Origin of the sequence: Streptomyces sp. NRRL S-87 (assembly GCF_000719335.1) — a bacterium.
GTDB lineage: Bacteria > Actinomycetota > Actinomycetes > Streptomycetales > Streptomycetaceae > Streptomyces.
Genome location: NZ_JOGB01000064.1, coordinates 1 through 22,130, shown reverse-complemented (window position 1 = coordinate 22,130; position 22,130 = coordinate 1). Strand labels below are relative to the sequence as shown.

Below are 22,130 nucleotides of genomic sequence, written 5' to 3'. Positions count from 1 at the left end.
GTCACGCCGGACGTGCGGTTCCGTAAACCGCGCCGCCCGCGCACGGCGCGGTCCCGTCACGCGGGCGGTGCGCCGCCCGGCGCGCCGGGCGGCGGCCTTGACGCCGTGCCCGGCCCTCCTCGGCCCCCCGCGCCGCCCCGTCGGCTCACAGGGCCTGCGGGAAGTCGAAGAGCCGGTGCGGGTCGTAACGCTTCTTCAGCTTGGTCAGCCGGTCGGCGGCCGGGCCGTAGTACGCGGCGCGCCAGTCCTTCAGGGACGCGTCCGCATAGTTCTGGTACGCCGCACCCGAGGCGTACCGCCGCATCGCCGTGTGCGCGCCGTCCAGCCAGGCCGTCTGCACGCTGCCGGAGCCCCCGGCGGACCAGGATCCGGTGTACTGCGCCAGGAAGCGCGAGCGCCGGTGCACGAAGGCCGTGGCCTGCGGGGAGACGCGGTTGACTGCCCCGCCCAGCGCGGTGAGCGCGACGGAGACGGCTCCGCCGCCGCCCGTCCGGCGCCCGTAGCGTTCGACCTGGTCGAGCAGCGCCCGGATGCCTGCGGGACTCAGCGAGCGGTCGAAGAAGTCCGAGCGCGCCGCGTACGTCTCCCGCTGGAGGAGGCCGGCGCGCTGCCGCCCGGGGGTCTTGCCGGGCAGGTGGCACTGGGTGGTGGACTTCGTCGCGCAGCCCGCGTACATCCGCATGGTGTCGAGGTAGCCGCGGCGCCGCAGGGTGACGGAGGAGGCGGGGCCGGGGCCGCCGGCGCGGTCGGCCAGGCGGTCGACCGCGTTCTGCAGGCCGCCGTACGTGCCGAGCGAGAAGCAGGCGACGGAGACGGTGGGGGTGCGGCCGGGGGCGGCGGACAGGTGCAGCGCCGACCAGATCTCGTCGGGCTGGCCGGGGCCCCACTCCTGCCAGGCGCGGAGGACGGCGGCGGCCTTCGCCCAGGGCCAGGTCAGATAGGCGGTGACGCCGTCGGCCGCCTTGTGGGTGCGGAAGCGCAGTTCGGTGACGACGCCGAAGTTGCCGTTGCCCGCGCCGCGCAGCGCCCAGAACAGGTCGGCCTCCCGGTCCTTGGACACGTCGAGGGTCCTGCCGTCGGCGGTGACGATGCGGGCGCCGATGAGGCTGTCGCAGGTGAGACCGTAGGCGCGGGAGACGACGCCGTGGCCGCCGCCGAGGGTCAGGCCGGAGACGCCGACCGTGGGGCAGGAGCCGCCGGGGACGGTGACGCCGTGCGCGCCGAGCTGGGTGTAGACGTCGATGAGCTTGGCGCCGGCGCCGATGACGGCGCTGCCGGAGGCGGTGCGTACGGACTTCAGCGCGGAGACGTCGATGACCAGGCGACCGGTGCCGCTGGACCAACCGGTGTAGGAGTGCCCGCCGTTGCGTATGGCGACGGGGGTGCCGTGCTTGCGGGCGAAGGCCAGGCACTCGGCGATGTCCGGGGTGTTGGCCACGTAGGCGACGGCGGCGGGGCGCTGTCCGTCGAAGCGGGTGTTGTACAGCTGGCGGGCGGTCGCGTAGTCGGCGTCGCCGGGGCGTATGAGACCGCCCTGGAGACCCCTGCCCAGCGCGGACCAGTCCGCGGCGCTCGGCGGGCCCGGGCGGCCGCCGGACCGGGCGGAGTCGGTGCCCGGGCGTGCCTGCCGGCCGGTGGTGGAAGCGCGGCCGGGGGCGGCGTTGCCCTCGCCGTTGCCCCAGCCGACCGTCCAGGCGGCGGCCGCCGCGAAGCCGGTGCCCGCTGCGAGCATGGTGCGCCTGTTCATGGCGGCCTCCGATCGTGGTGCTGTGCTCATGACCACACAGAGGGCGTACGGGGGTCGGCGGTTCCGCGCGGCCCCTGTCGGGTCGTCAGACGGGCGCCGGCGCCGACGTACCGCCGGCCCCGGGGCGGCCGTGAGGGTGACGGGAGCGGTGCCGGGGGTACGGGCCGTCCGGTCGTCGGCGTGGTCCGCTTGACCCACCGGGCCCGGAGCCGCAGAGTCGGGATGCGGCGCCGCGTGGGCGCCCGCGCCCCGGCCCGTCGGGCCAGCCCGTGGGCGGTCCCCGCCCGGAGACGCCGGCGGGCCCGATCTCAGGGAGCCGCCGTGCCGATGGTCGTCGACCTGATCGTGATCGGCACGGCCATCACCCTCGGGCCCCTGCACAACAGCGCCTTCATCCTGCTGCTCGCGTCACGCCGTGGTGTGCGCAAGGGCCTGGCCTTCGTGCTGTCCTGGCTGGCCAACCTCGTGGTGGTGATCGCCTGCGTGATGCTGCTGACCGGCGGGACGCCGCCCCGCCACCACAGCACGCCGTCGACCACCGCGCTCGCCGCGAAGCTCGCGATCGGCGTCGGGCTGGTGGTGTTCGGCGGCTACCGGTTGCGGCGGCCACCCCGCCCGCACCGGCCGCCGAACTGGACGGGCCGCATCGACAACGCCTCGCTCGGGACCGCCGCCGCACTCGCCTGGCTGCTCCAGCCGTGGGCCCTGGTCGGCGCCGGCGCGGCGACGGTCGTCGACGCCGACCTCTCGTCCCTGTCCGACTGGCTCGCGCTGACGGGCTACTGCCTGCTGGCCACCCTCAGTCTCCTGGTCATGGAGCTGTACACCGTCTGGGCGCCGGACGCCGCGCAGGCCCGGCTGAACGCCCTGCGGGCCTGGCTCGCACAGCACCAGAACCAGCTGGTCATCACCCTCGCGCTGCTGGCCGGACTCTGGCTGACCGCCAGCAGCATCTACGCACTCGTCACGTGACACCCTCACCTGACAGCTGTCCCTGACGGCTGTCACCTGACACCCGTCACTGACAGCCGTGACCTGACACCCGTCACCCGTTACCTGACAGCCGTCACCTGACACCCGTCATCGCACAGCCGCCGCCCGACCGGCCGCCGGTCCCCGTGTATCCAGCATGTCGGCAAGCTCGACCGGACGGCTCAGCGCGACGCAGTGGCCCGCCGCGATCTCCTCCGGGACCACGCCGATACGCTCCTGCACGAGTCGGCGCAGGAAGTCGGGGGGAAGGAAGCGGTCCTCGGTGCACAGCACGAACCGGGTCGGGACGGCCGGCCAGGCGTCGAGCGGCCACGGCTGGGCCGACGCGGCCGGCGACGGGTGGGCCCGTTCCCTGCCCATCGCCTCGTCGGCGAGTGCGCGGGGCACGTCGTGGTAGAACGCGACGTACGGATCGTCGCTGCCGGTACGGCCGGCCTGGCGCCGAACGGCCTCGGCGTAGCCGGTGCTGCTCCACCAGTGGTCCGGTGGTTCGCCCGGCGCCGGGACCATCCCGGCGACCAGGACGAGCGACGAGACCGGACGGCGGGCGGCGACCAGGGGCGCGGTGAAGGCGCCGAACGACTGGCCCACGACCGCGAGGTCCCGACGGTCGCCGACCGCCTGGAGCACGGCGTCGGCGTAGTCGTCGAGCGTCGACGCGTCGTCGTCGGCCGGAAGGTCCGGGGCCACCACGGCGTGCCCCCGCGACCGCAGCTCGGCCGCGACCAGGTGCCAGTACCAGCCGGAGTCACCGGCACCGTGGATCAGTGCGAACGTACTCACGACGGGGCTCCGTCCTCGCGGTGACGCGACCCGCCCGCGGGGTGGCGCAGGCCGCGATCGGCCGCGCGCCGGGCGGCAGTTCCGCCATCATGGCGGACCGCCGCCCGCCGGCCGGTCTTTGCCGGCGGGCCGGAGTGGCGGCCGCGCGGGTGCCGTCGGTGTCCTCAGCGGCCGGTTCGTTCGGGGATGGCGGGAAGGACCTTGTCGGCGATGGCGAGGAGGACGGCGTCGTCCGGAAGGGCTCCGGTCCTGCTCCACACGGTGATCTCGCAGTAGCCGCCCCGGTCCTTGCGGTCGAGGGCCACGGAGAGCGTCCGGGCCAGGGGGCCCTGTTCGACCGGGCCGCTCGAGCCGGCGGCGCCGCCCGGATTGATGCTGATCTTCATGGTGTGGTCCGAGGAGAGGACCGCGGGCCGGCCCTGGACCGAGCGCGTCCTGACGTCGATCTCGTTCCCGAACTTCATCAGCTTCACGTACTGGGCTATCGACAGGTCGTTGTAGGTGGCGGAGACGTTCACCGAGTACGTGTCGAACGCGACCTCGGCCTCCGGCTGGGCGACCTTCCCGCCCGTCAGGGGCGCGGTGCCGTTCGTGCTCGACACCGTGGTCGCGGTCTCTCCGGGGGTTCCGAGGAGGCGGGGCAGGTCGGGCAGGTCGAGCGCCCGGCACAGTTCGGCGCCGGTCACCGCACGGGGCGTACGGGGCGGGTTCTCGTAGGTCTTCGGCGGCTCCTTCGTCTCCCCGTCCTCGCACGAGGCGGGCGGCGGCGTGATCCCGTCGGACGGCAGGAAGCGCGGCCCCACCCACGCCGCGGCCGCGAGTACCCCGACCAGGGCCACGGCCGCGAAGGCCTGGCCCCAGGCGTTGGGCTCCTTCACCGGAGCGGCAGGGCCGGGACGGGGTACGGCCGCGGGCCTGGCGGGGGCGGCGGCCCCGGCCGGCGTCGCCGGGGCCGGGGCCGGGGCCGGGGCCGGGGCCGGGGCCGGGGCCGGGGCCGCCGAGGCCACCTGGGCCGGGTTCCGGCGTGCTCGCAGGGCCCGGACCACCCAGTGGATCCGTACCGCGGTGAACGCCAGGAACAGCAGGCCGAGACCGACCCCCAGCCAGTCCTGGGCGGGGAGGTCGACGTACACGAGGCGTGCGCCGAGGATCGAACCCATCACGATGAGCAGGGGTTCCCGGATCCAGAACGGCAGAATGCGGAGGATGAGACCGAGCATCCGGTGATCTCATCAGCGCGGCGCCGTGTTGACCATGGTGGAAGCCACAGTTCCGGGATCGCGCAGGGACCTCGTCCGGGTTTGTCCAGTCACTGGTTGCGGTCTGTCCCGTACGCCGTCCCGGTCGGGCCCTTCAGCTCATCCCGGTCTGTCCCGTCAGCGCATCCCGGTCGGGCCCGTCAGCTCATCCCGGGCGATCCGCTGGTGCGCCGGTCCAGGAGCGCTCGCTGGCCCGACCAGGTGGACCCGTTGAACGAGGACCACCAGATGTGGTCGTCGGGGCCGGTCCCCCGCCAGGCCATGTACAGCCGGCCGGCGCCCCTTCCGAGGGCCGGGTAGTTGCCGGTCCGCCGGTCGTCCAGGACCCGCTGACCGGACCAGGAGGTGCCGTTGAAGGTCGACCACCAGATGTGGTCGTCCGCCCCCGTACCGCGCCAGGCCATCACCAGGGTCCGACCGTGGGCGCCCAGGGTGGGCCAGGCGCCGGTACGGCGGTCCGCCAGCACCCGCTGACCGGACCAGGACGTGCCGTTGAAGGTGGACCACCAGATGTGGTCGTCCGTCCCCGTGCCCCGCCAGGCCATGACGAGCTTGCCGTTGGCCGACCCGAGTGCCGGCGCCCCCACCGCACGGCGGTCGTCCAGCACCCGCTGGGCGGACCAGGACGTGCCGTTGAAGGTGGACCACCAGATGTGGTCGTCCGGCTGGGCCCCGCGCCAGGCCATCACCAGCTTGCCGCCCACCACGCCGAGCGCCGGCGCGTAGGTGCTGCGCCGGTCGGCCAGCTGCCGCGGACCGGTCCAGCGCCGCCCGTCGTACCTCGACCACCAGATGTGGTTGTCCGCTCCGTAGCCGCGCCACGCCATGTACGCCCGGCCGTTGACGTACGCGAGGTCGGGCTCCCTGGCGGTGGTCGCCGGGAACCCCTGCTGCTGCGTCCACCGTCCGTTCACCAGGCGCGACCAGTAGATGTTCGGGTCGTTGCCCGTCCCCCGCCACGCCATGTAGGCGGTGTCCGGCGCCCGGGTCGCTGCGGCGGCGCCGCCCGGCGCCACCCCCAGCAGCGCGCCCAACGCGATCAGCGCGGCGGCCGGGGCCGCTCGTCGCGTCATGTTCTCGGCCATGATCCTCTCCCCCTGTGGAGTGCTGAGCCGGAGGACCCAGCATGGCGGGGCGCAGGCCCCCGCGCAGGGCAGTCACCCGAGCCCGGCCGTTGCATCGGAGTGCGCCGGCTCGTTGCGCCGTCACATCGGGAAGGAGTGCACCTGAAGGATTCCGGTCGGCCGGTTCACGCCCTTGCGCAGCGGTGTCCACATGGGGCGCAGCGGCACGAGTACGGGGCCTGCCGGCTGTGCGACACGGACGAGGCGGTCTCGGTGCTGCCGGATCAGTCCCGCCGGTCCGCGGCTCGGCCGGACTCCGACAGGAAGGCGGAGACCGCGGCGGCGAACCGCTCCGGGGCGTCGTGGTGCACGACGTGACCGGCGTCCAGTTCCACCAGGCGGGCCCGTCCGCCGCGGCGGGCGATCATGTCCCGGGCGTGATCGGCCGCCAGTTCCTCGCTCCGCGTCCCACGGACCAGGAGGGTCGGGCAGGACACCGCCGTCCAGTCGGCCCAGTGGTCGCCGTCGAGCGCCTTCTGGGACGTCACGGTGTCGTCGATGCCGAACGAGAAGCCCCACCGCCGGCCCTCCTGCCGGAACGAGCACTCCAGATAGGGCGCGGCCCCGCCCAGAGCCCCGACCAGCGCCTCCCGGGAGGGTGCGGGGCGGGGAAGGCGCAGGGTGAACGACCAGTCGCAGTCGACGACGGCCCCGATGTCCTCCACGATCAGCTCGCTGACCGCGTCCGGGTGCCGGGCGGCGAACTGGTACGCGTTCAGGCCGCCCAGCGAGTGCCCCAGCAGCGGCACCGCGCCGAGTCCCAGATGCCGGTGGAAGGCGAGGACGTCGGCCACGTAGTCGTCCCGCCCGTATGCCACCGCGGGTTCGGACTCCCCGTGACCGCGCTGGTCGAGCGCGATCACCCGCCACCGCGGCGCGAGCGCCGCCGCGAGCGGGGCGAACGCCGCTGCTTCGTTGTAGTGCCCGTGCAGGGCCAGGAGCGGCTTCCCCGGCCCACCGAAGTCCAGGTACGACAGCCTGCGCCCACCCACCATGAAGAACTCACGCATGGCGTGGATCCTAGGACGCCGGCCGCACGTGAAGATCCGGGAGAACTCTCTAAATCGCGCAAAGATTCGATTTACGGGGGCGGGGAGGCGGTCGGCCGGGCGCGGGGTGCCACCCGTCGTCGGACCGTGGTCCCGGTACCGCCGGGACGGCGGTCAGAGCGCCGGGGCCTGCCGGCGTAGATATTCTGTGAGGTGTGATCGAGTCCGGACGGCCGCGGCTCCGTCGGCGCCCCGGTCCGGGAAGACTTGTGCGGCTGTCGCCGGTCATCCTGACCGTCGTCATCGCCAGCCTGGCGTACAACACACCGCCGGAAATGGCCTTCAGTCGCCTCCTGCCCGCGGCGCCGGCCCTCGCCGGCGCCATGTGGCCGATCCTCCCCACCATCCTGCTCGGCACGGTCTGCCTCCTCCTGATGATCGGCCTCAGCCTCGTCTTCCCCGATCTCGGCACGTGGTGGACGGCCGCCGGGATCGTCGCGGTCACCGTGGCGGCCGCGTACGGCAGCCACGTCCGGCTCCAGCGGGAGCGCACCCTCTTCCAGGTCCGGCTCGTGGCCGACGCGGCGCAGCAGGTCGTGCTGAGCCCCATGCCGCGCCGCATCGGGAACGTCGAGATCGAGTCGCTGTACCTCGCGGCCGCGGCTGAGGCCCGCATCGGCGGCGACTTCTACGAGGGGGTCGACACGCCGTACGGGGTGCGGCTGCTCATCGGGGACGTACGGGGCAAGGGGCTGCCGGCCGTGGGGGCGGCCGCGGCGATCGTCAACGCGTTCCGCGAGGCGGCCTACGGCGAGCGGGACCTGGTCGACGTCGCCCGCAGGCTGGACGCCAGCAGCACCCGCTACAACGCCGCCTTTCCCCCGGAGGGCCCCATGGAGCGCTTCGCCACCGCGCTCCTGGTCGAGATCCCGCACCGGGGCAACCGCATCGACATCCTCAACTGCGGTCACCCACCGCCACTCCTCCTGCACCAGGGGCGACTCCGCATCCTCGAAACCGCCGCCCCCTCGCCACTGCTCAGCCTCGCCGAGCTGATCGGCGACGACTACACCGTCGACACCTTCGACCTCTCCCCAGGCGACCTGCTGCTCCTCTACACCGACGGGATCGCCGAGACCCGCGCCCGCGACGGCGAGTTCTTCCCGTTGGCGGCCTGGATGCGCCGACAGCCCCCGACGCCGCCCCGCGACCTGCTCGGGGCCCTCCACCGCGATCTCGTGCGCCACAGCCGAGGACGCCTCGACGACGACATCGCCGCCCTCGCCGTCCGCCTGGGTGAGCATCCGGACACGGCGGGTACGCTCCCCCAGACCCAACCGGGGGAACCCGAAAAGTCTCCGGACGGCGATGTCGAGAAGCGGTGACCGGCTCCGTCCCCGCTGCGAACGCGACCACCAGGGGTCGCACCGGTGAGGAGAACGACCATGGCCAAGTACCTGCTGCTCAAGCACTACCGCGGCGCGCCGGCTCCGGTGAACGACGTGCCGATGGACCGGTGGACGCCGGAGGAGATCTCGGCCCACGTGCAGTACATGAACGACTTCGCCGCGCGGCTCGAGAAGACAGGCGAGTTCGTCGACGGCCAGGCCCTCGCGCCCACGGGCGCGTGGGTCCGCTACGACGGGGAAGGGCGCCCGCCGGTCACCGACGGCCCGTTCGCCGAGACCAAGGACCTCATCGCCGGCTGGATGGTGGTCGACGTCGACGGCTACGAGCGCGCCGTGGAGCTGGCCGGGGAGCTGTCGGCCGCCCCCGGGGCGGGCGGGAGGCCGATCCACGAGTGGCTGGAGGTACGCCCCTTCCTGGCCGCGCCGCCCACCATCACGGAGTGACCCCACCCATGGACGAGGCCCTGCTCAGGAGCCTCACGCCGAGCGTGCTGGGCATCCTCGTCCGCCGCGGAGCCGACTTCGCGGCGGCCGAGGACGCCGTGCAGGACGCGTTGGTCGAGGCAGTCCGCGTCTGGCCGGACGGGCCGCCGCGCGATCCGAAGGGCTGGCTGGTCACCGTGGCCTGGCGCAAGTTCCTCGACGCGACCCGCGCGGACACCGCGCGCCGCCGGCGTGAGGACCTCGTCGACGCGGAGCCGGCCGCCGGTCCAGCCGCCACGGACGACGACACGCTGCGGCTCTACTTCCTCTGCGCCCATCCCGCGCTGACGCCGTCGTCCGCGGTCGCGCTCACGCTGCGCGCCGTCGGGGGCCTGACGACCCGGCAGATCGCCCGGGCCTACCTGGTGCCCGAGGCGACCATGGCGCAGCGCATCAGCCGGGCCAAGCGCACCGTCTCCGCCGTCCGCTTCGACCGGCCCGGGGACGTGGCCACCGTGCTGCGCGTCCTCTACCTGGTCTTCAACGAGGGCTACTCCGGCGACGTCGACCTCTCCGCCGAGGCGATCCGGCTCACCCGGCAGCTCGCGGCCGCGGTCGACCACCCCGAGGTCGCCGGGCTGCTGGCGCTGATGCTGCTCCACCACGCACGGCGCGCCGCCCGGACCGCGCCCGACGGCAGCCTCGTACCGCTCGCGGAGCAGGACCGCGGCCGGTGGGACACAGCGTCGATCGCCGAGGGTGTCGGGATCCTCCAGGCCGCCCTCGCCCGCGACCGGCTGGGCGAGTTCCAGGCGCAGGCGGCCATCGCGGCACTGCACGCGGACGCACGGACCGCCGGGGAGACCGACTGGGTGCAGATCGTCGAGTGGTACGACGAGCTCGCGCGCCTGACCGACAGCCCGGTCGTCCGGCTCAACCGGGCGGTGGCCGTCGGCGAGGCCGACGGACCGCGCGCCGGCCTGGCCGCGCTCGCGGAGCTGGACGACGGGCTGCCCCGCCACGCCGCGGTCGCGGCGTACCTCCACGAGCGCGACGGCGATCCGGTGACCGCGGCAGGGCTGTACGCCGAGGCGGCCCGGCGGGCGACGAACGCGGCCGAGCGCGACCACCTGACCCGCCAGGCCGCCCGGCTCAACGCCCGCGGGCGTCGCTGACGGGGCGCGCCCGGATCGCCCCGCGGCACGGGCGCGCCCCGGCGTCGGCGCCGGGATGCCCACCGCACCTGCCGGAGGGGCGTTCCGGTGCGGGGGGATGCGGCCCGGTCGGGTCAGCGCTCCTTGGGGGCGACAGCCATGAGCAGGCGGACGTACGGGGACCAGCGGGCGCGCCGGACCGGGCGCTCCGCGCGGTCCAGGCGACGGGCGGCTGTTCACCCGCCTCGGCGCGCTCGGTACGGCCCTCGGTGTGACCGGTCCCGACGGCCGGGACCGGGTCGCCCTGGCCCTGATCGACCTGCCGCTCGCGGTGGTCCGCCGACCCCTGCGGGCGGGGCAGCCGCTGCCCCCGCACGCCGAGGACCTCGCCGAGGACTCCGCGGCCGCCCTGCTCGGCCGGGGGTAGGTGCCGTCCCGTCCCCCGTCCCCCGTCCCGCCGCCGAGCGGCGGGCAGTTCGCCGTCACCCGCCCGTGGGGCGGTTCCGCGGTGGGGTGCGTACGAAGGGCGGCGGGGCGGTGGGGTGCGTACGGAGGGCGGCGGCGCGGTGGGGTGCGTACGGAGGGCGGCGGCTCGGGGCGTCGTCAGTCGGTCGCCGCGTCGGCGTCCTCCTTGCCCACGGCCCGCTTGGTGACGACCACGGCTGCCGCGACGGCGCTCGCGGCGAAGGCCAGCGCGAGCATCCACCGCTGGTCGAAGGTGTGGCCGGTGGCGTGGTCGAGGGAGTAGCGGCCCGCGCCGGCCAGCCCGATGGTAGCGGCGGTGAACCCGAGGAACGCCGGGTACTCGAAGCCGCCGGCCTGGGCGAAGAAGCCGGCCGGGGCGTGTACGGACACCGCGCCCGCCATCGCCCCGGCCGCCGCGGCGCCCGCGGCCGGCGTGGCCAGACCCAGCACGAGGAGGGCCCCGCCACCGGTCTCGCCGAGGCCTGCGGCCAGGGCGCTGTGCCGGCCCGGCCTGAAGCCCATCTGCTCCATCGCGACCGCGGTCCCGTCCAGACCGCCGCCCCCGAACCAGCCGAACAGCTTCTGCGTGCCGTGTGCCATGAGCACGGCCCCGGTTCCGGCACGGAGGGCCAGCAGCGCGAGGTCGCGTCGGTTGATGCGGGTCATCGGGGTCTCCCAGGGACGACGGGGCGGATGCCGGGAACATCCGTATCCCTTCCCGGCGGTCACGCCCCGCGTCCCCGGATACGTCCGCCGAACGGGCGAGCCCCGGTGGCGGAGCCGACCGGTCCGGACGGGGAGGGCGGCACCCGGGTGGGTGACGGCCCGGGTGGGTGACGGCCCGGCCGGGTGACGGCCCGGCCGGGTGACGGCCCGGCCGGGTGTCAGCCCGGCCGGGTGCCGGCCTCAGTCGCAGGCGGCCAGCGCCAGGGCCTCGATGGCCAGGCTGCGGCCCGTCGTCCCCAGGTGGACCTCCTGGCCGCGGGTCCTGGGCTGCCAGCCGAGGCCCTGGACGTGCGCCCGGCCGGTCAGCGTCCCCCGGTCGGTCCGCACCTCCAGCGCCTCCAGGCGCAGGGCCCGGCCGGTGGTGCCCACCTCCGCGGTGCCGCCGTCCGGGATCCTGACCCACGGCTGCCAGCCGACGTTCTGCACGTGGGCGCGGGCCCACAGGCCGCCGGTCCCCGTGGCCGAGAGGCGCAGCGCCTCCACCGGCCTGCTCTGGCCCACCGTGCCCACCCCGGCGCCGTCCGCCCCGGTGACGGCCTGCCAGCCGACGTCCCGCAGGTGCGCCTGGTAGCGGACGGTGCGCCCCGCCCGCGCCGGCGTGGCCTCGGGGTCACCGCAGGCGTCCTGCCGGGCGACGTCGTTGAGGGCGACCACGGCCCGCTGCAGGGCGCCGGCGGGCACGCCCGCGCCGTTCTGGTTGACGTCGTCCGTCATCACCACGTTGAACTGGTCCACCGCCGGGTGCTGCTGCCACGGGCCGGTCAGCAGTGCGAGGAACCGCGCGTTGAAGCCGTGCGCGAGGTTCAGCATGTAGGCGTCGGCCACCTCGCGGGGCACGGCCCCGATCGCCGCGCCCCACTGCGCGAGCACGGCGCCGGGGACGGTGATGTCGGGGGTGATGAGGCCGCTGAGCGAGAACAGCCCGGTCGGGCGGGCTGCCTGCGGCCAGTTGAGGGCGAGGTCGTCGAGGGTGACGGCCGAGGCGTAGGTACGTTCCGCGGCCCCCGCGCTGTCGAACAGCGCGCCCAGGTAGTCGTACCAGGACAGCGAGGCGTAGGCGTAGCTGCCGCGGTCGGTGGAGTCGGACGCCGGCCACAGCAGGCCGCGCTGGTCCTCGCGCCCGTCGCCCATGACGAGGACGTGGCGCCCGGCGTCGACGAACGCCCCGAGCGGGCTCTGCGGGTCGTACGCGGACCGCGGGGCGATCCGGTCGCGGCCGACCGCGTCCATGAGGAGGTCCGCCGCGGCGCCCCGGGCGGCGGCCAGCTCCGCGGCCGGTGCCGTGACCGAAAGGCGCAGGACCACGAGTTCCGCCGGATGCCGGCGGATCCAGTCGGCCAGGCCGGCCGCCTCGCCCGTGCGCCCGTCGGCGTCGAAGAACAGGTTGCCCAGGGGCGAGCCGTGATACGTGTACCAGCGGCCGTCCTGCTTGCACAGGCGCAGGTCCAGTACGCGGGCGCCGCCGTCGAGCTGCTCGACCAGGCTTCCGCTCTGGGTGCGCGCCATGCTCGCGGCCACGGCGGGGTAGGCCCGGGCCACGTCGTAGGCGTCCCCGGAGGTGCACAGGCCGCTCCCGGGGCGGATGCTCCAGCTGCCGGAGTCGTGGCTGCCGGGCATCGCGACGGCGTTGAGGGGCCGGTCGTGCAGCTGGGCGGCCCGCTGCCCCATCCAGTTCGCCAGGTCGACCGGTGCCGTCGCGGTGGCGGCGGCGGTTCCGGCGGCGGGTTCGGTGGCGGTTCCGGCGGCCGTGGCGGGCAAGACGGCGCCGGCCGCGGAGGCCCGGGCCGGCAGCGGGGCGGCCGTGCCCGTGCCGGCGGCGACGAGCACCGCCACGGCGGCTGCGAGGCAGCCGGTGAGCAGGGACCGCGGTCTCGGCGGGAATGCGGGTCTCATGGCGCTCCAAGCGGACGGTGACCGGTGTGCGGACGGACCGACACCCTGCCGGATTGACTTGAGCATGCCAAGTCATTGATTCGGCCGTGTTGCCCCCTCCCCCACGGGGCCGGCCCGACGCCTTCCGGGCCGGCTCCGAGCGGACCCCGCGGGATCCCCCACGCCTCGGCGGCCTCGGCCTGGCCGAGCCCCGACCGTACGCCCAGGGCCGGCACCGGCCCGGCCATGACCTCGCCCCCTCCACCGGGGGCGCTCGGAGCATCCGCCCCGGCGCGCGCACCGGTCTGCCGCGCGCGGAGTTGCCGTACCCGTCGACCGGTGCTTGCTTGGACGGGACGAGAGCCCCCGGCCCGCGGGGGCGCCGCGGACCAGGAGGACCACGTGAAGTTCGCGCAGATCATCGACTTCGAGACCGAACGCGCCGACGAGATGCGCGAACTCATCCGCGAGTACGAGGAGAAGGCCCGGGCGTCGGGCCGCAAGCTCGGCCCCACGCACCGCACGCTGCTGCGCGACCGCGCCCGTCCGAACCGCTACCTGGCCGTGGTGGAGTTCGACTCGTACGAGGAGGCCATGGCCAACAGCGACGCGCCGGAGACGGCCGAGCTCGCCGCACGGCTCGCGGCGCTCTCCACCCGGCCGCCCACCTTCACGGACTGCGACGTGGCGGAGTCCGAGGCCCTGTAGGGACCAGGGACCCGGGACCCGTAGGCCCCGTAGGGCCCGTAGGCCCCGTAAGCCCATGCCTTCGCACGGCGGGCCCGCTGGACGGGCGGCCGCCACCCGGGTGTCCGTGCGAGTGCCCCGCCGGCGGGGCACTCGCACGTCGCGGGGGACGCGGTAGGGGCCCGTCCCGCACCGCTGCCGGCGTTCGGGCTTCCGCGACGGCCGCCGTCGACGGCGCCGAGGGCCTGGGCGGGCGCCCGGGCCGCGGCCCGCCCGGCGTCCGCCGGACCGTCCCGTCCCCGTGCCGCCTCAGGGCGCCCCGCGACGGCCGTCGTCGACGGTCCTGCGGGCGCAGTGGCGTACGACCGCGGCGAGGTCGCCCTCCGAGCGCAGCACCGAGCGCTGGACCCGGGCCCCGTTGCCGTCCTCCAGCAGGCGGGCGATCCCGGCCCGCACGAACTCCTCGTCACCGCAGTCCGCCAGTGCCTGGCCGACGTGGCGGTAGAGCGCGTCCACGGCGCCCTCGGGCTCGGTGCTCCGGAACGTGTCGGGGTGCAGCAGCGGACCGTCCAGGCCCGACCGGCCCGCCTGCCACGATGCGAGCCGGAGCAGCCCGGTACTGACGCGGGACGGCGGCCGGCCGGCCCGCCACTCACCGGCCGCGGTCTCCACCAGCCCCCGGACGAGAGCGGCCAGGAGGACCGAGGACGACGCGTCGAGGCACACGTCCGCCGCCCTGATCTCCACCGTCGGGTAGGTGGCGGACAGCCGGGCGTCGAACCAGATCATCCCCCTGTCGCGCAGCACCCCCGACTCCACCATCGCCCGCACCTCCGCGTGGTAGCGGTCGGCGGAGCCGAAGAGGTCCACCGGCCCGGCCGCGGGCAGCCGGTTCCACACCCGGCTGCGGTAGCTGGCGTAGCGGGTGTCCTCGCCCTGCCAGAAGGGCGAGTTCGCGCTCAGGGCGGTCAGTACGGCCAGCCAGGGCCGGATCCGGTCCAGGACGGCGACCCCCTCCTCGTCCGAGTCGACCGACACGTGGACGTGGCAGCCGCCGGTGAGCTGTTCCTGCGCCGTCATGCCGAACTGCCGCGACACCCACTCGTAGCGGTGCCCCGGTGACCGTGAGGGCCGGACGGCGAGCGGCGAGGTGCCGAGCGCCGCCACGACCGCCCCCGCCGTCGCGGCGTGCCGCGCGGCCTCGGCCCGCCACCGGACGACCTCCTCGAACAGCTCGCCCATCTGCGTCACCGGCTTCGTGGCGAACTCGAGCTGCTCCTCCTGGAGCTCGGACTCGAACGCATGACCCTCCTCGCCGGCACCCCCGTCCACGGCCCCGGCCCGGTCGGCCGCAGCCAGCACCGTGCTCGACACCGCCAGCGGTTCACCCGTTTCCGCGTCCGCCAGCAGCAGCTCTTCCTCCAAGCCCACGCTTCGCATGCAACCGCCCATCGTTCTCTCGTTCCGTGTGCCGTGTGCCGTGCTCCGTGCACCCGCACGCCCGTGTCCCGTGCGCCGTGTGCCGTCCGGAGACCGGTCGACACCGCCTGCCCGGACCTGCCGCCGGTATGCGGACCGGCGCACCGGCCGGTTCGGCTCCCGGCCGCGGCACACCAGCATGGCGCAGGGGACTGCTCGGACCGGGCCGGGGCGCTCCGGGCCCGGGCACCGGGTGCCGGGCGTCGGGCGTCGGGTGTGCGGGCGTCGAGGATCCGGGCATCGGCTGTGCGGGGGTCGGGTGTGCCGGGACGCCGGCCGGCCCCGGCGCACCCGGAACGGTCAGCCGTCGAGGGGCCAGGGGTAGCCGAGTTCCGCTGCACGCTCGCGGCTGCCGCCGCACACCCGCCCGTACGACTTCGGGTCCTCCTCGGCCAGGCGGCGCAGGGCCGCGGCGGCCTGATCCTCCGGCGGCGTGCCGTCGTCCGGGAGGTCCCACCGGAACTGGAGCGGGCAGTCGGCCCGTAGCGGCTTCCCGGAGCCCAGCCCCGGCACGTGACGGAAGGTCACCACGGTGGTGTCCGGGTCCTGCCAGTCGGTGCTCACCCAGCCCGGGTCCGCGTCCCACCGGCGCAGCAGCTCCGGCCGCTCGGTCAGCCCGGCGGCGATGAGGCGGGCCGTGGTCCGGGCCGGCCAGGACCAGGAGCGGTCGGCCTCCGCGCGGGCGACCTCGGCGTCGTAGGCGACCGCGTCGAACCGGCGGGCGGGCGGCTCGGACACACGGCCGCGCGAGCCCGGCGGTGGGAGCGGCCCGCGCCAGTTCTCCCACACCACGTGGTCACCGTCCCGCCGGATGGTGACGTGGAGCGCCCCGCAGCAGCCCTCCGTGCAGGAGGCCTCCGCGAGTTGCACCTCGCGGGGCTCCGCAGTGGCGCGCAGCCGGCCGCGGTCCAGCAGGTCCTCGGGAGCGTGCGCGGGTCCCAGGACGAAGTGCTCGGGCACCACGGGACGGCCGTCGATCAGGATGCGGCACTCGACCGGGTACCGGTCCCCGGGGTCGCCGGCCACGATTTCTATGCGCAGGGGCCCGGGCCTGGCGGCGAGGTCGAACGGCCGCCGTCCGGTGCGGCGGAGCCACTCGGCCCGCCGCCGCTGGTCGGCCGTGGCCGCGGTGGCACCCGCCCCTGCCCAGCGGGGATCGGCGGCCGAGCGCCCCAGTGACTCGAGCAGCTCCTCGCGGCGCCCCGGGGGCCAGTCCAGCAGTACCGCGCCACCGCTGCCGAGGTCCAGGGCGAGGGAGAGCAGCAGGGCGGCGTTCTCCAGGGTGGGCGGGAGCAGGCCGGCCCGCGTGACGACGGCCTCGTACACCGACGTCGCGTCGGGGTAGGAGGCGAGCCCGGTCGCGTCGTAGTGCGTGCAGCCCATGCGGACGAGCAGCAGGGCCGCCCGGGCGAGCAGGTCCGGGTCCGCGGGGCGGTCGGCGAGCAGGTCCGCCAGCCCGGCCGCGTCCGCGATCCGGCGGGCCGTCCCGCTGCCGACGGAACGGGGCGCGGTGGGGCACGCGAGGAGCTCCCGGGCCACGGCCTGCGGGTCCTTCGTCCACAGGGCACGGAGGAAGGGGAGGAACTCCTCGCGCCGGGCGTGCAGCACGAGCCAGAGCACCGCTGCCGACCGGCGGTCGAGGACGTCGAGCGCCGCGACCGCCGGACCGGTGAGGGGCCGGAGCAGCCCGAGCGCGAACACGTGGGGGACGTCCGCGGGCTCACCGAGGCGCTTGAGGAGGGTGAGGCCGACGGTGACGGGGAGCACGGTGGTGCCCGTCCGGGTCAGCCGTCGGGCCAGGGTACGGGCCGCCTCCCGCTCCCCGGCCGGCAAAGGGAGGTCGGCGACGGCGTACCGGACGAGTCGGTGGTGGCGGTCCCTGAGCCCGAGCCGTGCGAAGCGCCTCAGGAGGGTGGCGGGGTCGGCCGGCAGCGGGGTGAGCGCTTCCGCGAGGGCCCGCCGGGCCTGGTCCCACGGGATCCGCCCGTCGCTCGTCTCGGGCACCGTCGCGGGCGCCGGGGGCAGGGTGTAGCCCCCCTGGGGCGGGAGTGCGTCGGCGGACCCGCTGCTCAGGCGGAGCGCGCGGGCGTAGAGGGTGGTGGGGGTGGCAGGCCGGGTGGTGAGCGCGCCGCGCTCGTCCTGGGCGCTCACCGGCTGGGGTGGGACTCGATTCCGTAGATCATGTGCGCAGCCTGCCAGGCCGTGGGCGGGACGTCCACGTGATTTGCCCGCTGCCTCGCGGGCGGGCCGCGCTCACGCCGGTGGCACGGGCGTGCTCCTGCGGAGGGTGGAGCGCAGCGCCAGGGCCATCACCAGTTCGAACACGCCGAGCAGGACCAGCCACAGTCCCAGCAGCCGGGTCAGGGCCACTGCGGAGTCCACGGGGAAGCAGAGGACGACGATTCCGGCGACGGCGCCGAGGGCACCGAGGCCGAAGAGCAGGCCCCGGTGGACGAGTGCCCGGTCGGCGATCGCGACGTACGCCGTCAGCACTCCGGTCAGCAGCCAGAAGACCCCGACGATCAGGGACAGGGCGCCGATCGTCTGCATCGGGTGGCGGAGCACGAGGACGCCCGCCAGGAAGGCCAGCAGGGCGACGAGGATGCCCGCCAGCCTGCTGCCGCCCCCGTCCCTGTCGTGGGAGAAGGCCGCGACGAAGCGGAAGCCTCCCGCGACCAGGAGCTGGAGGCCGATGATCACTGCGAGGACGTGCAGCGTCTCGTCGGGCCAGACGAGCACCACGATGCCCGGGATCAGGGTCGCGAGGGCGAAGCCCAGTGCCCAGTGCCACGAACCCCCGACCTGTCTCAGGACGTCTTCGGGGTCGCTCTGCGGACGCTGCGGTGACGCGGCGGAGGGTACGGACATCCCCACCTCCCAGGCCAGCCGAGGACCCTGGGGGCCCTCAAGTCGCCGGATAGACCTTTTCGGTCATTTTATTCCTCTGCGGTGCGACCTGCCCGCAAGCGGCCGCGGACCGGAATCTCCGGGACGATCGCGCCGGACCGGTCCGGTCCGGCCTGTCGAGTCCCGTATTGAAGTGGCGTGACCACGGTGCGGCGGCGGGGTTTTATTTGAAGCGCGCCCTCACCGGGGAAAGGCCCCGGTATCCGGGGGCGGGGAATCACCCCCCGTTCACGGAGCCGTGGTTACCGGAAACCCCCGTCAAGGCGGAGCTGAAGGCCAAGCTCGGCAAGTGAGCCGGTCCCCTCCTCCCCGACGGGGGAAAACGGCCGGAAAAGGGGCCGGCCCGAACGGCCGGCCCCTCACACGTGCTCACGGGGCGTTTCCGGAAGGTGCTGTGGGGGTCTACTCACGGAATGGATACCGCCGGTCCTGTACCCGGTCGAGCGGTTGCCGTCACAGCCGCGCATGCTCCCCATGTCGCGGACGATCTCGGATCCCGGCCCTGCCGTGCTGCGCGGTGGTGTGTGGTGTGCAGTGTGCGGTGGTGTGCTGTGCTGTCGGTCCTGCCGGTCCTCCCCTGATCCACGTCCACGACCCTGCGGAGCATCCGGCCCCCGGGGCCCCCGTGGCGGGATGGCGGTCCGGGGGGTGCACTGCACCGCCGTACCGGGTCCGGCCCCCGCCGTAGCGGTCGAGCCGGCGGGCGCGTACGCACCACGGGCTCGACACGGGTTGTCGTCCTGCCGCTCGGTCGCCGGGTCAGGCGAGGAGGCGGCGCTTCTGCTCTTCGAACTCGGCGTCGGTGAGGATCCCTTGGGCCTTGAGATCGCCGAGCTTCTTGAGCTGGTCGATCTTGTCGCTCATGCTGTCCTCCGCGGGCGCAGGGGCAGCCACGGGGGCGGCCGCCGGCGGAGGGGCCTGGGGCTCCTCGTAGGACTGGGGGGCCGACTGGGCGGCCCAGCGTCCGGCCTGACGGCGTGAGACGCGGTTGGAGACCGCGGTCGCCGTACCCGCGACGACGGCGGTGCGGGCGACTCCGCGAAGAAGACCTGGCATGGTGATCGCCTCTCACCCGGAATCGAAAGTGAACACAGTCGGTCGACTCAAGCTGTGTCCATTAGAGCACCGGCCCGATCTGACGGCATCTCGGAATACCGCTGACGTGCGCCTTCACGGTGAATCGCCGGGCGGGATGAACCGTGGCAGGCTGGGAGTGCGTGTTTTGCCCCGGTCAAAAGGAGCGCGAAATGACGACGCAGAGCGCGAGAATGTCGGGCGGCGGGTGGTCGGCCGTGTCCGGCTGGACCATGTTCGCCGCGATCATGATGATCTTCAGTGGCATCATGGCCGTCTTCGAGGGGATCGCCGCCATCGCCAAGGACGACGTGTTCGTCTCCACGCGGAACTTCACCTTCCAGTGGAGCCTGACCGGCTGGGGCTGGCTCCACCTCATCCTCGGCATCGTGGTGGTCCTGGCGGGCATCGCCCTGTTCAGCGGAGCCACGTGGGCGCGGGTCGTGGGCATCGCGCTGGCAGGCCTGTCCATGCTCGCCAACTTCACCTGGCTGCCCTGGTACCCGTTCTGGGCGATCGTGCTGATCATCATCGACGGCTTCGTCATCTGGGCCCTGTGCGTCGGCCCCAGCCGGGACCGGGAGGCCTTGCGGGTCTGACGCATCGGGCATCGACGCCGCTGCTGCCGCCGCCGCCGCCGCGGTAGCCGACGGGAAGGAACGACGAAGGGTTCCGGCTCCCATGGGAGCCGGAACCCTTCGTCACGCGACGACCGCGGGTGCCCGCTACGGCGGTGGGGAGCCGTCGGGCCGCGGGGGGTCTGTCGGAGGAGGCGGGCCCGGTCCCGGGCGGTCGGTCGGGGTCGTCGGAGCCGTCGGAGCCGTCGGAGCGGGGGGATCGGCCGGAGGCGGGGACGGGGACCGGCCCCGCACCGGGTGCCGGGGCTCGGGGGGCGTACCCAGATGGCGGGCGACCCAGGGTTCGCGGGCGAGCACGGCGCCGGCCGTCACGCACAGGGTGACCACCGCGCACAGGGTGATCAGCCACGACAGCAGGGTGAAGACCGCGCCGAGCGATCCGTAGGTGTCCAGGCTGTGGTTGAGGACCCGCGGCACGTACAGCGAGGCGGTGGCCGACAGGACGCTCAGGGCCGCCCCGGTCAGCAGCGCGCCCGGCAGCAGCGGCAGCCACGGCACGCGCGCGGTCAGCAGCAGGTGCTGCGTCCACCACCACAGGGCGACCTCCGCGCCGAACAGCAGCACCACCCCCAGCGTCTCGCCCGCGCCGAACCCGCTCAGCAGGCTGCCCTGCAATCCGATCATCACCAGCCAGGCCACCAGCCACGCGACCCACCGCCAGGCCGCCACCCGCACGCCCGCCTTCGGCAGACTCCACGCCCGCTCGCACAACCGCTGCATCGCCCGGCTGCAGGCCGTCGCCGAGATCAACACCATCAGGCCGCTGACGACGCCCGTGGTCTGCCGCACCTCGTCCGAGGGGCGGTTGGCCTGTTGGAGGACCTTGTCCAGCTCGCTCTGAGCAGCGCCGGAGAGGCCGAACAGGTGCTCCAGGGAGCTGACGAACTGGTCCCGCAGCGCGTCCGGGGCGACGGAGGCGACAACGAACAGCAGCGGCACCGCCGTCAGGAACGTCTGGGCGGCCAGTCGGGTCGCCGAGTCCAGCACGTTCACCGAGACCAGCCGCTCCATGAAGTGCGTGATCAACGGGAAACGCGCCTCGGCGCGCGGCCGCACCTGCACCGCCCACGCCCGCAACCGCACGAACCGCGACTCCGGCTCCGGCTCCGGACCCGGCCCCGGCCCCGGCCCCGGCTGCGGCTGCGGCTGCGGCTGCGAGGAGGCATCCGGTCGCCGGGCACGACGCGACCGGCGAGCTGAGGGGTCCCCGCCGGTCCCCGACCCTGGCTCCATACAGCCAGCCTGCCGCTCCCGCGTCCACCCGGCTCGCGATGCGCGGGCAACGGGTGAAGATCCCAGCTGCGCGGACGTCCGCAGGGTGCGGGCGGTGCGGCAGGGGTGGGGCGGTGATTTGTGGGGTCGTGGTGGGGCGGTGACGATGGGGGGATGAGCGAGAGCGACCCGGGTGCCGGGCCCGCACGAGCGTCCGGGAGCCGTGATGGTCCTTGACCTGGTGATCATCGGACTGGGGATCGCGGTGTTCCCCCTGTCGGTGGCCGCGTTCGTCCTGGTCCTGTCGGCCGACCGGGGCGTGTGGAAGGGCCTGGCCTTCATCCTCGCGTGGCTCGCCTGCTTCGTCGGCGTCCTGGCCATCGTCCTGCTGACCACGGGAGGCGAACCCCCCGCCCCCAAGTCCCCGCCCTCCACCGCGGCCTCGGCGCTCAAACTCGCCATCGGCCTCGGTCTGCTCGCGTACGGCTGGCACCGGCACAGGCACCGGGCCGACCGGCGTACCGCCCGGGGCTCGGACGCGCCGGACGTGCGTGGGGCCGGTGAGGCACAGCAGACCGGGGAGCCCCTGCGCGCCCCGGAATCCGGGGAGGCCCGCGACGCCCCGGCGGACGGCGAAGCGCGGAAGGCGGGGAAGGCCGGGCCGACGGGGAAGGCCTCCGGGAGGATGGCGGCGGAGCTCGACCACATCTCGATGTGGACCGCGGCCGGACTGGGGCCGCTGCTCCAGCCCTGGGGAATGGTGGCGGCCGGCGCGGCGACGGTCGTGAACGCCGACCTGTCCCAGACGTCCTCCTTCATCGCCCTGTTCGTCTACTGCCTCATCGCCACCAGCAGTCTCCTGACGATGGAGCTCTACACCACCTTCGCCCCCGACGCCGCCCGCGAACGTCTCGGTCGGCTCCGCAGCTGGCTCCAGAACCACCAGGAGCAGGCCATCGTGGTCGTCGTCCTGATCGTCGGGCTGTTCCTGGTCGCCCGCAGCATCCACCAGCTGACGTCCTGACCGACCGGCCCACGCCCGGACCGACCCGTCCGGCGCCCCCGCCGGCCGGCCCGAGTACCTCCGTGCTCTAGGCGGTCGGGGTGGGTCCGGTGTCGAGGAACTCGCGGAGGGCGAACCCGACCAGGACGATCACGGCGGTCCAGATCACCACCATCATCGTCGGAT

The 22,130-nt window shown here is 74.6% G+C and carries 19 protein-coding genes and 1 pseudogene; 8 read left to right on the top strand and 12 right to left on the bottom strand.

Annotated features, from left to right (window positions below; genetic code table 11):
• Nucleotides 1–145: 145 nt before the first annotated feature.
• Complete coding sequence (locus IF43_RS0129910; RefSeq protein WP_030207861.1) at nucleotides 146–1,747, bottom strand: FAD-binding oxidoreductase; 1,602 nt, start codon at nucleotides 1,745–1,747, stop codon at nucleotides 146–148.
• Between the two features lie 327 nt (nucleotides 1,748–2,074).
• Between IF43_RS0129910 and IF43_RS0129905 the strand changes: the two genes are divergently transcribed.
• Nucleotides 2,075–2,719: a GAP family protein gene (locus IF43_RS0129905; protein ID WP_030207857.1), complete on the top strand. Its 645-nt coding sequence runs from the start codon at nucleotides 2,075–2,077 to the stop codon at nucleotides 2,717–2,719.
• Between the two features lie 108 nt (nucleotides 2,720–2,827).
• On the opposite strand, the gene IF43_RS0129900 is transcribed toward IF43_RS0129905, so the two are convergent.
• From IF43_RS0129900 to IF43_RS0129885, 4 genes are all read right to left on the bottom strand, one after another.
• A complete protein-coding gene (locus IF43_RS0129900) occupies nucleotides 2,828–3,523 on the bottom strand; it encodes an alpha/beta fold hydrolase (protein ID WP_037890647.1) in 696 nt (231 codons plus the stop codon).
• Between the two features lie 164 nt (nucleotides 3,524–3,687).
• Nucleotides 3,688–4,743 carry a DUF6215 domain-containing protein gene (locus IF43_RS0129895; RefSeq protein WP_030207849.1) on the bottom strand — a complete coding sequence of 352 codons (1,056 nt, stop codon included), beginning with the start codon at nucleotides 4,741–4,743 and terminating at the stop codon, nucleotides 3,688–3,690.
• A gap of 179 nt (nucleotides 4,744–4,922) precedes the next feature.
• Entirely contained in the window at nucleotides 4,923–5,867 is a 945-nt protein-coding gene (locus tag IF43_RS0129890; protein ID WP_030207846.1) for a glycoside hydrolase, read from the bottom strand.
• A gap of 263 nt (nucleotides 5,868–6,130) precedes the next feature.
• Entirely contained in the window at nucleotides 6,131–6,916 is a 786-nt protein-coding gene (locus tag IF43_RS0129885) for an alpha/beta fold hydrolase (protein WP_037890644.1), read from the bottom strand.
• Between the two features lie 194 nt (nucleotides 6,917–7,110).
• On the opposite strand from IF43_RS0129885, the gene IF43_RS0129880 reads away from it, so the two are divergent.
• From IF43_RS0129880 to IF43_RS41170, 4 genes and pseudogenes are all read left to right on the top strand, one after another.
• A complete protein-coding gene (locus IF43_RS0129880) occupies nucleotides 7,111–8,280 on the top strand; it encodes a PP2C family protein-serine/threonine phosphatase (RefSeq protein WP_078910564.1) in 1,170 nt (389 codons plus the stop codon).
• A gap of 60 nt (nucleotides 8,281–8,340) precedes the next feature.
• Nucleotides 8,341–8,748, top strand: coding sequence for a YciI family protein (locus IF43_RS0129875; RefSeq protein ID WP_030207837.1), 408 nt, complete (start codon nucleotides 8,341–8,343; stop codon nucleotides 8,746–8,748).
• 8 nt (nucleotides 8,749–8,756) lie between these two features.
• The gene (locus IF43_RS0129870; RefSeq protein WP_030207834.1) at nucleotides 8,757–9,902 is read left to right on the top strand and encodes an RNA polymerase sigma factor; all 1,146 of its coding nucleotides are present in this window, start codon (nucleotides 8,757–8,759) and stop codon (nucleotides 9,900–9,902) included.
• A gap of 241 nt (nucleotides 9,903–10,143) precedes the next feature.
• A pseudogene (locus IF43_RS41170) lies at nucleotides 10,144–10,308 on the top strand (TetR/AcrR family transcriptional regulator); the annotation flags it as partial.
• A 176-nt stretch (nucleotides 10,309–10,484) separates the two neighbouring features.
• Here IF43_RS41170 and IF43_RS0129860 read toward each other — a convergent pair.
• Nucleotides 10,485–11,012 carry a DoxX family protein gene (locus IF43_RS0129860; RefSeq protein ID WP_030207825.1) on the bottom strand — a complete coding sequence of 176 codons (528 nt, stop codon included), beginning with the start codon at nucleotides 11,010–11,012 and terminating at the stop codon, nucleotides 10,485–10,487.
• 240 nt (nucleotides 11,013–11,252) lie between these two features.
• Entirely contained in the window at nucleotides 11,253–12,965 is a 1,713-nt protein-coding gene (locus tag IF43_RS38405; protein WP_158939557.1) for a hypothetical protein, read from the bottom strand.
• Between the two features lie 381 nt (nucleotides 12,966–13,346).
• On the opposite strand from IF43_RS38405, the gene IF43_RS0129850 reads away from it, so the two are divergent.
• On the top strand, nucleotides 13,347–13,652 hold the full coding sequence (locus tag IF43_RS0129850) for a hypothetical protein (protein WP_030207822.1): 306 nt from the start codon (nucleotides 13,347–13,349) through the stop codon (nucleotides 13,650–13,652).
• Between the two features lie 288 nt (nucleotides 13,653–13,940).
• Here the strand turns inward: IF43_RS0129850 and IF43_RS0129845 are convergent, their stop codons facing one another.
• The 4 genes from IF43_RS0129845 to IF43_RS0129830 all read right to left on the bottom strand — a co-directional run bounded on the left by IF43_RS0129845 (nucleotide 13,941) and on the right by IF43_RS0129830 (nucleotide 19,073).
• Nucleotides 13,941–15,071, bottom strand: coding sequence for a glutamate--cysteine ligase (locus tag IF43_RS0129845; protein WP_030207820.1), 1,131 nt, complete (start codon nucleotides 15,069–15,071; stop codon nucleotides 13,941–13,943).
• Between the two features lie 339 nt (nucleotides 15,072–15,410).
• Nucleotides 15,411–17,261, bottom strand: a complete 1,851-nt coding sequence (locus IF43_RS0129840) for a hypothetical protein (protein WP_030207818.1) — start codon at nucleotides 17,259–17,261, stop codon at nucleotides 15,411–15,413.
• Nucleotides 17,262–17,363: 102 nt separating this feature from the next.
• Nucleotides 17,364–17,978, bottom strand: coding sequence for an HdeD family acid-resistance protein (locus tag IF43_RS0129835; protein ID WP_030207815.1), 615 nt, complete (start codon nucleotides 17,976–17,978; stop codon nucleotides 17,364–17,366).
• A gap of 798 nt (nucleotides 17,979–18,776) precedes the next feature.
• Nucleotides 18,777–19,073, bottom strand: coding sequence for an SHOCT domain-containing protein (locus IF43_RS0129830; protein ID WP_030207813.1), 297 nt, complete (start codon nucleotides 19,071–19,073; stop codon nucleotides 18,777–18,779).
• A gap of 191 nt (nucleotides 19,074–19,264) precedes the next feature.
• Between IF43_RS0129830 and IF43_RS0129825 the strand changes: the two genes are divergently transcribed.
• Nucleotides 19,265–19,690, top strand: coding sequence for a hypothetical protein (locus IF43_RS0129825; protein ID WP_030207812.1), 426 nt, complete (start codon nucleotides 19,265–19,267; stop codon nucleotides 19,688–19,690).
• A 126-nt stretch (nucleotides 19,691–19,816) separates the two neighbouring features.
• On the opposite strand, the gene IF43_RS37080 is transcribed toward IF43_RS0129825, so the two are convergent.
• Complete coding sequence (locus IF43_RS37080; RefSeq protein ID WP_234332584.1) at nucleotides 19,817–20,755, bottom strand: YhjD/YihY/BrkB family envelope integrity protein; 939 nt, start codon at nucleotides 20,753–20,755, stop codon at nucleotides 19,817–19,819.
• Nucleotides 20,756–21,167: 412 nt separating this feature from the next.
• Between IF43_RS37080 and IF43_RS0129815 the strand changes: the two genes are divergently transcribed.
• Entirely contained in the window at nucleotides 21,168–21,965 is a 798-nt protein-coding gene (locus tag IF43_RS0129815; RefSeq protein WP_030207801.1) for a GAP family protein, read from the top strand.
• The last annotated feature ends 165 nt before the right edge of the window (nucleotides 21,966–22,130 follow it).

What these genes read in the sequence shown, in the direction of transcription:
- IF43_RS0129830 (WP_030207813.1), bottom strand. Translation starts at nt 19,073, where the DNA reads ATGCCAGGTCTTCTTCGCGGAGTCGCCCGCACCGCCGTCGTCGCGGGT.
- IF43_RS0129875 (WP_030207837.1), top strand. Translation starts at nt 8,341, where the DNA reads ATGGCCAAGTACCTGCTGCTCAAGCACTACCGCGGCGCGCCGGCTCCG.
- IF43_RS38405 (WP_158939557.1), bottom strand. Translation starts at nt 12,965, where the DNA reads ATGAGACCCGCATTCCCGCCGAGACCGCGGTCCCTGCTCACCGGCTGC.
- IF43_RS0129870 (WP_030207834.1), top strand. Translation starts at nt 8,757, where the DNA reads ATGGACGAGGCCCTGCTCAGGAGCCTCACGCCGAGCGTGCTGGGCATC.
- IF43_RS0129905 (WP_030207857.1), top strand. Translation starts at nt 2,075, where the DNA reads ATGGTCGTCGACCTGATCGTGATCGGCACGGCCATCACCCTCGGGCCC.
- IF43_RS0129890 (WP_030207846.1), bottom strand. Translation starts at nt 5,867, where the DNA reads ATGGCCGAGAACATGACGCGACGAGCGGCCCCGGCCGCCGCGCTGATC.
- IF43_RS0129895 (WP_030207849.1), bottom strand. Translation starts at nt 4,743, where the DNA reads ATGCTCGGTCTCATCCTCCGCATTCTGCCGTTCTGGATCCGGGAACCC.
- IF43_RS0129835 (WP_030207815.1), bottom strand. Translation starts at nt 17,978, where the DNA reads ATGTCCGTACCCTCCGCCGCGTCACCGCAGCGTCCGCAGAGCGACCCC.
- IF43_RS0129825 (WP_030207812.1), top strand. Translation starts at nt 19,265, where the DNA reads ATGACGACGCAGAGCGCGAGAATGTCGGGCGGCGGGTGGTCGGCCGTG.
- IF43_RS0129845 (WP_030207820.1), bottom strand. Translation starts at nt 15,071, where the DNA reads ATGCGAAGCGTGGGCTTGGAGGAAGAGCTGCTGCTGGCGGACGCGGAA.
- IF43_RS0129910 (WP_030207861.1), bottom strand. Translation starts at nt 1,747, where the DNA reads ATGAACAGGCGCACCATGCTCGCAGCGGGCACCGGCTTCGCGGCGGCC.
- IF43_RS0129860 (WP_030207825.1), bottom strand. Translation starts at nt 11,012, where the DNA reads ATGACCCGCATCAACCGACGCGACCTCGCGCTGCTGGCCCTCCGTGCC.
- IF43_RS0129885 (WP_037890644.1), bottom strand. Translation starts at nt 6,916, where the DNA reads ATGCGTGAGTTCTTCATGGTGGGTGGGCGCAGGCTGTCGTACCTGGAC.
- IF43_RS0129815 (WP_030207801.1), top strand. Translation starts at nt 21,168, where the DNA reads ATGGTCCTTGACCTGGTGATCATCGGACTGGGGATCGCGGTGTTCCCC.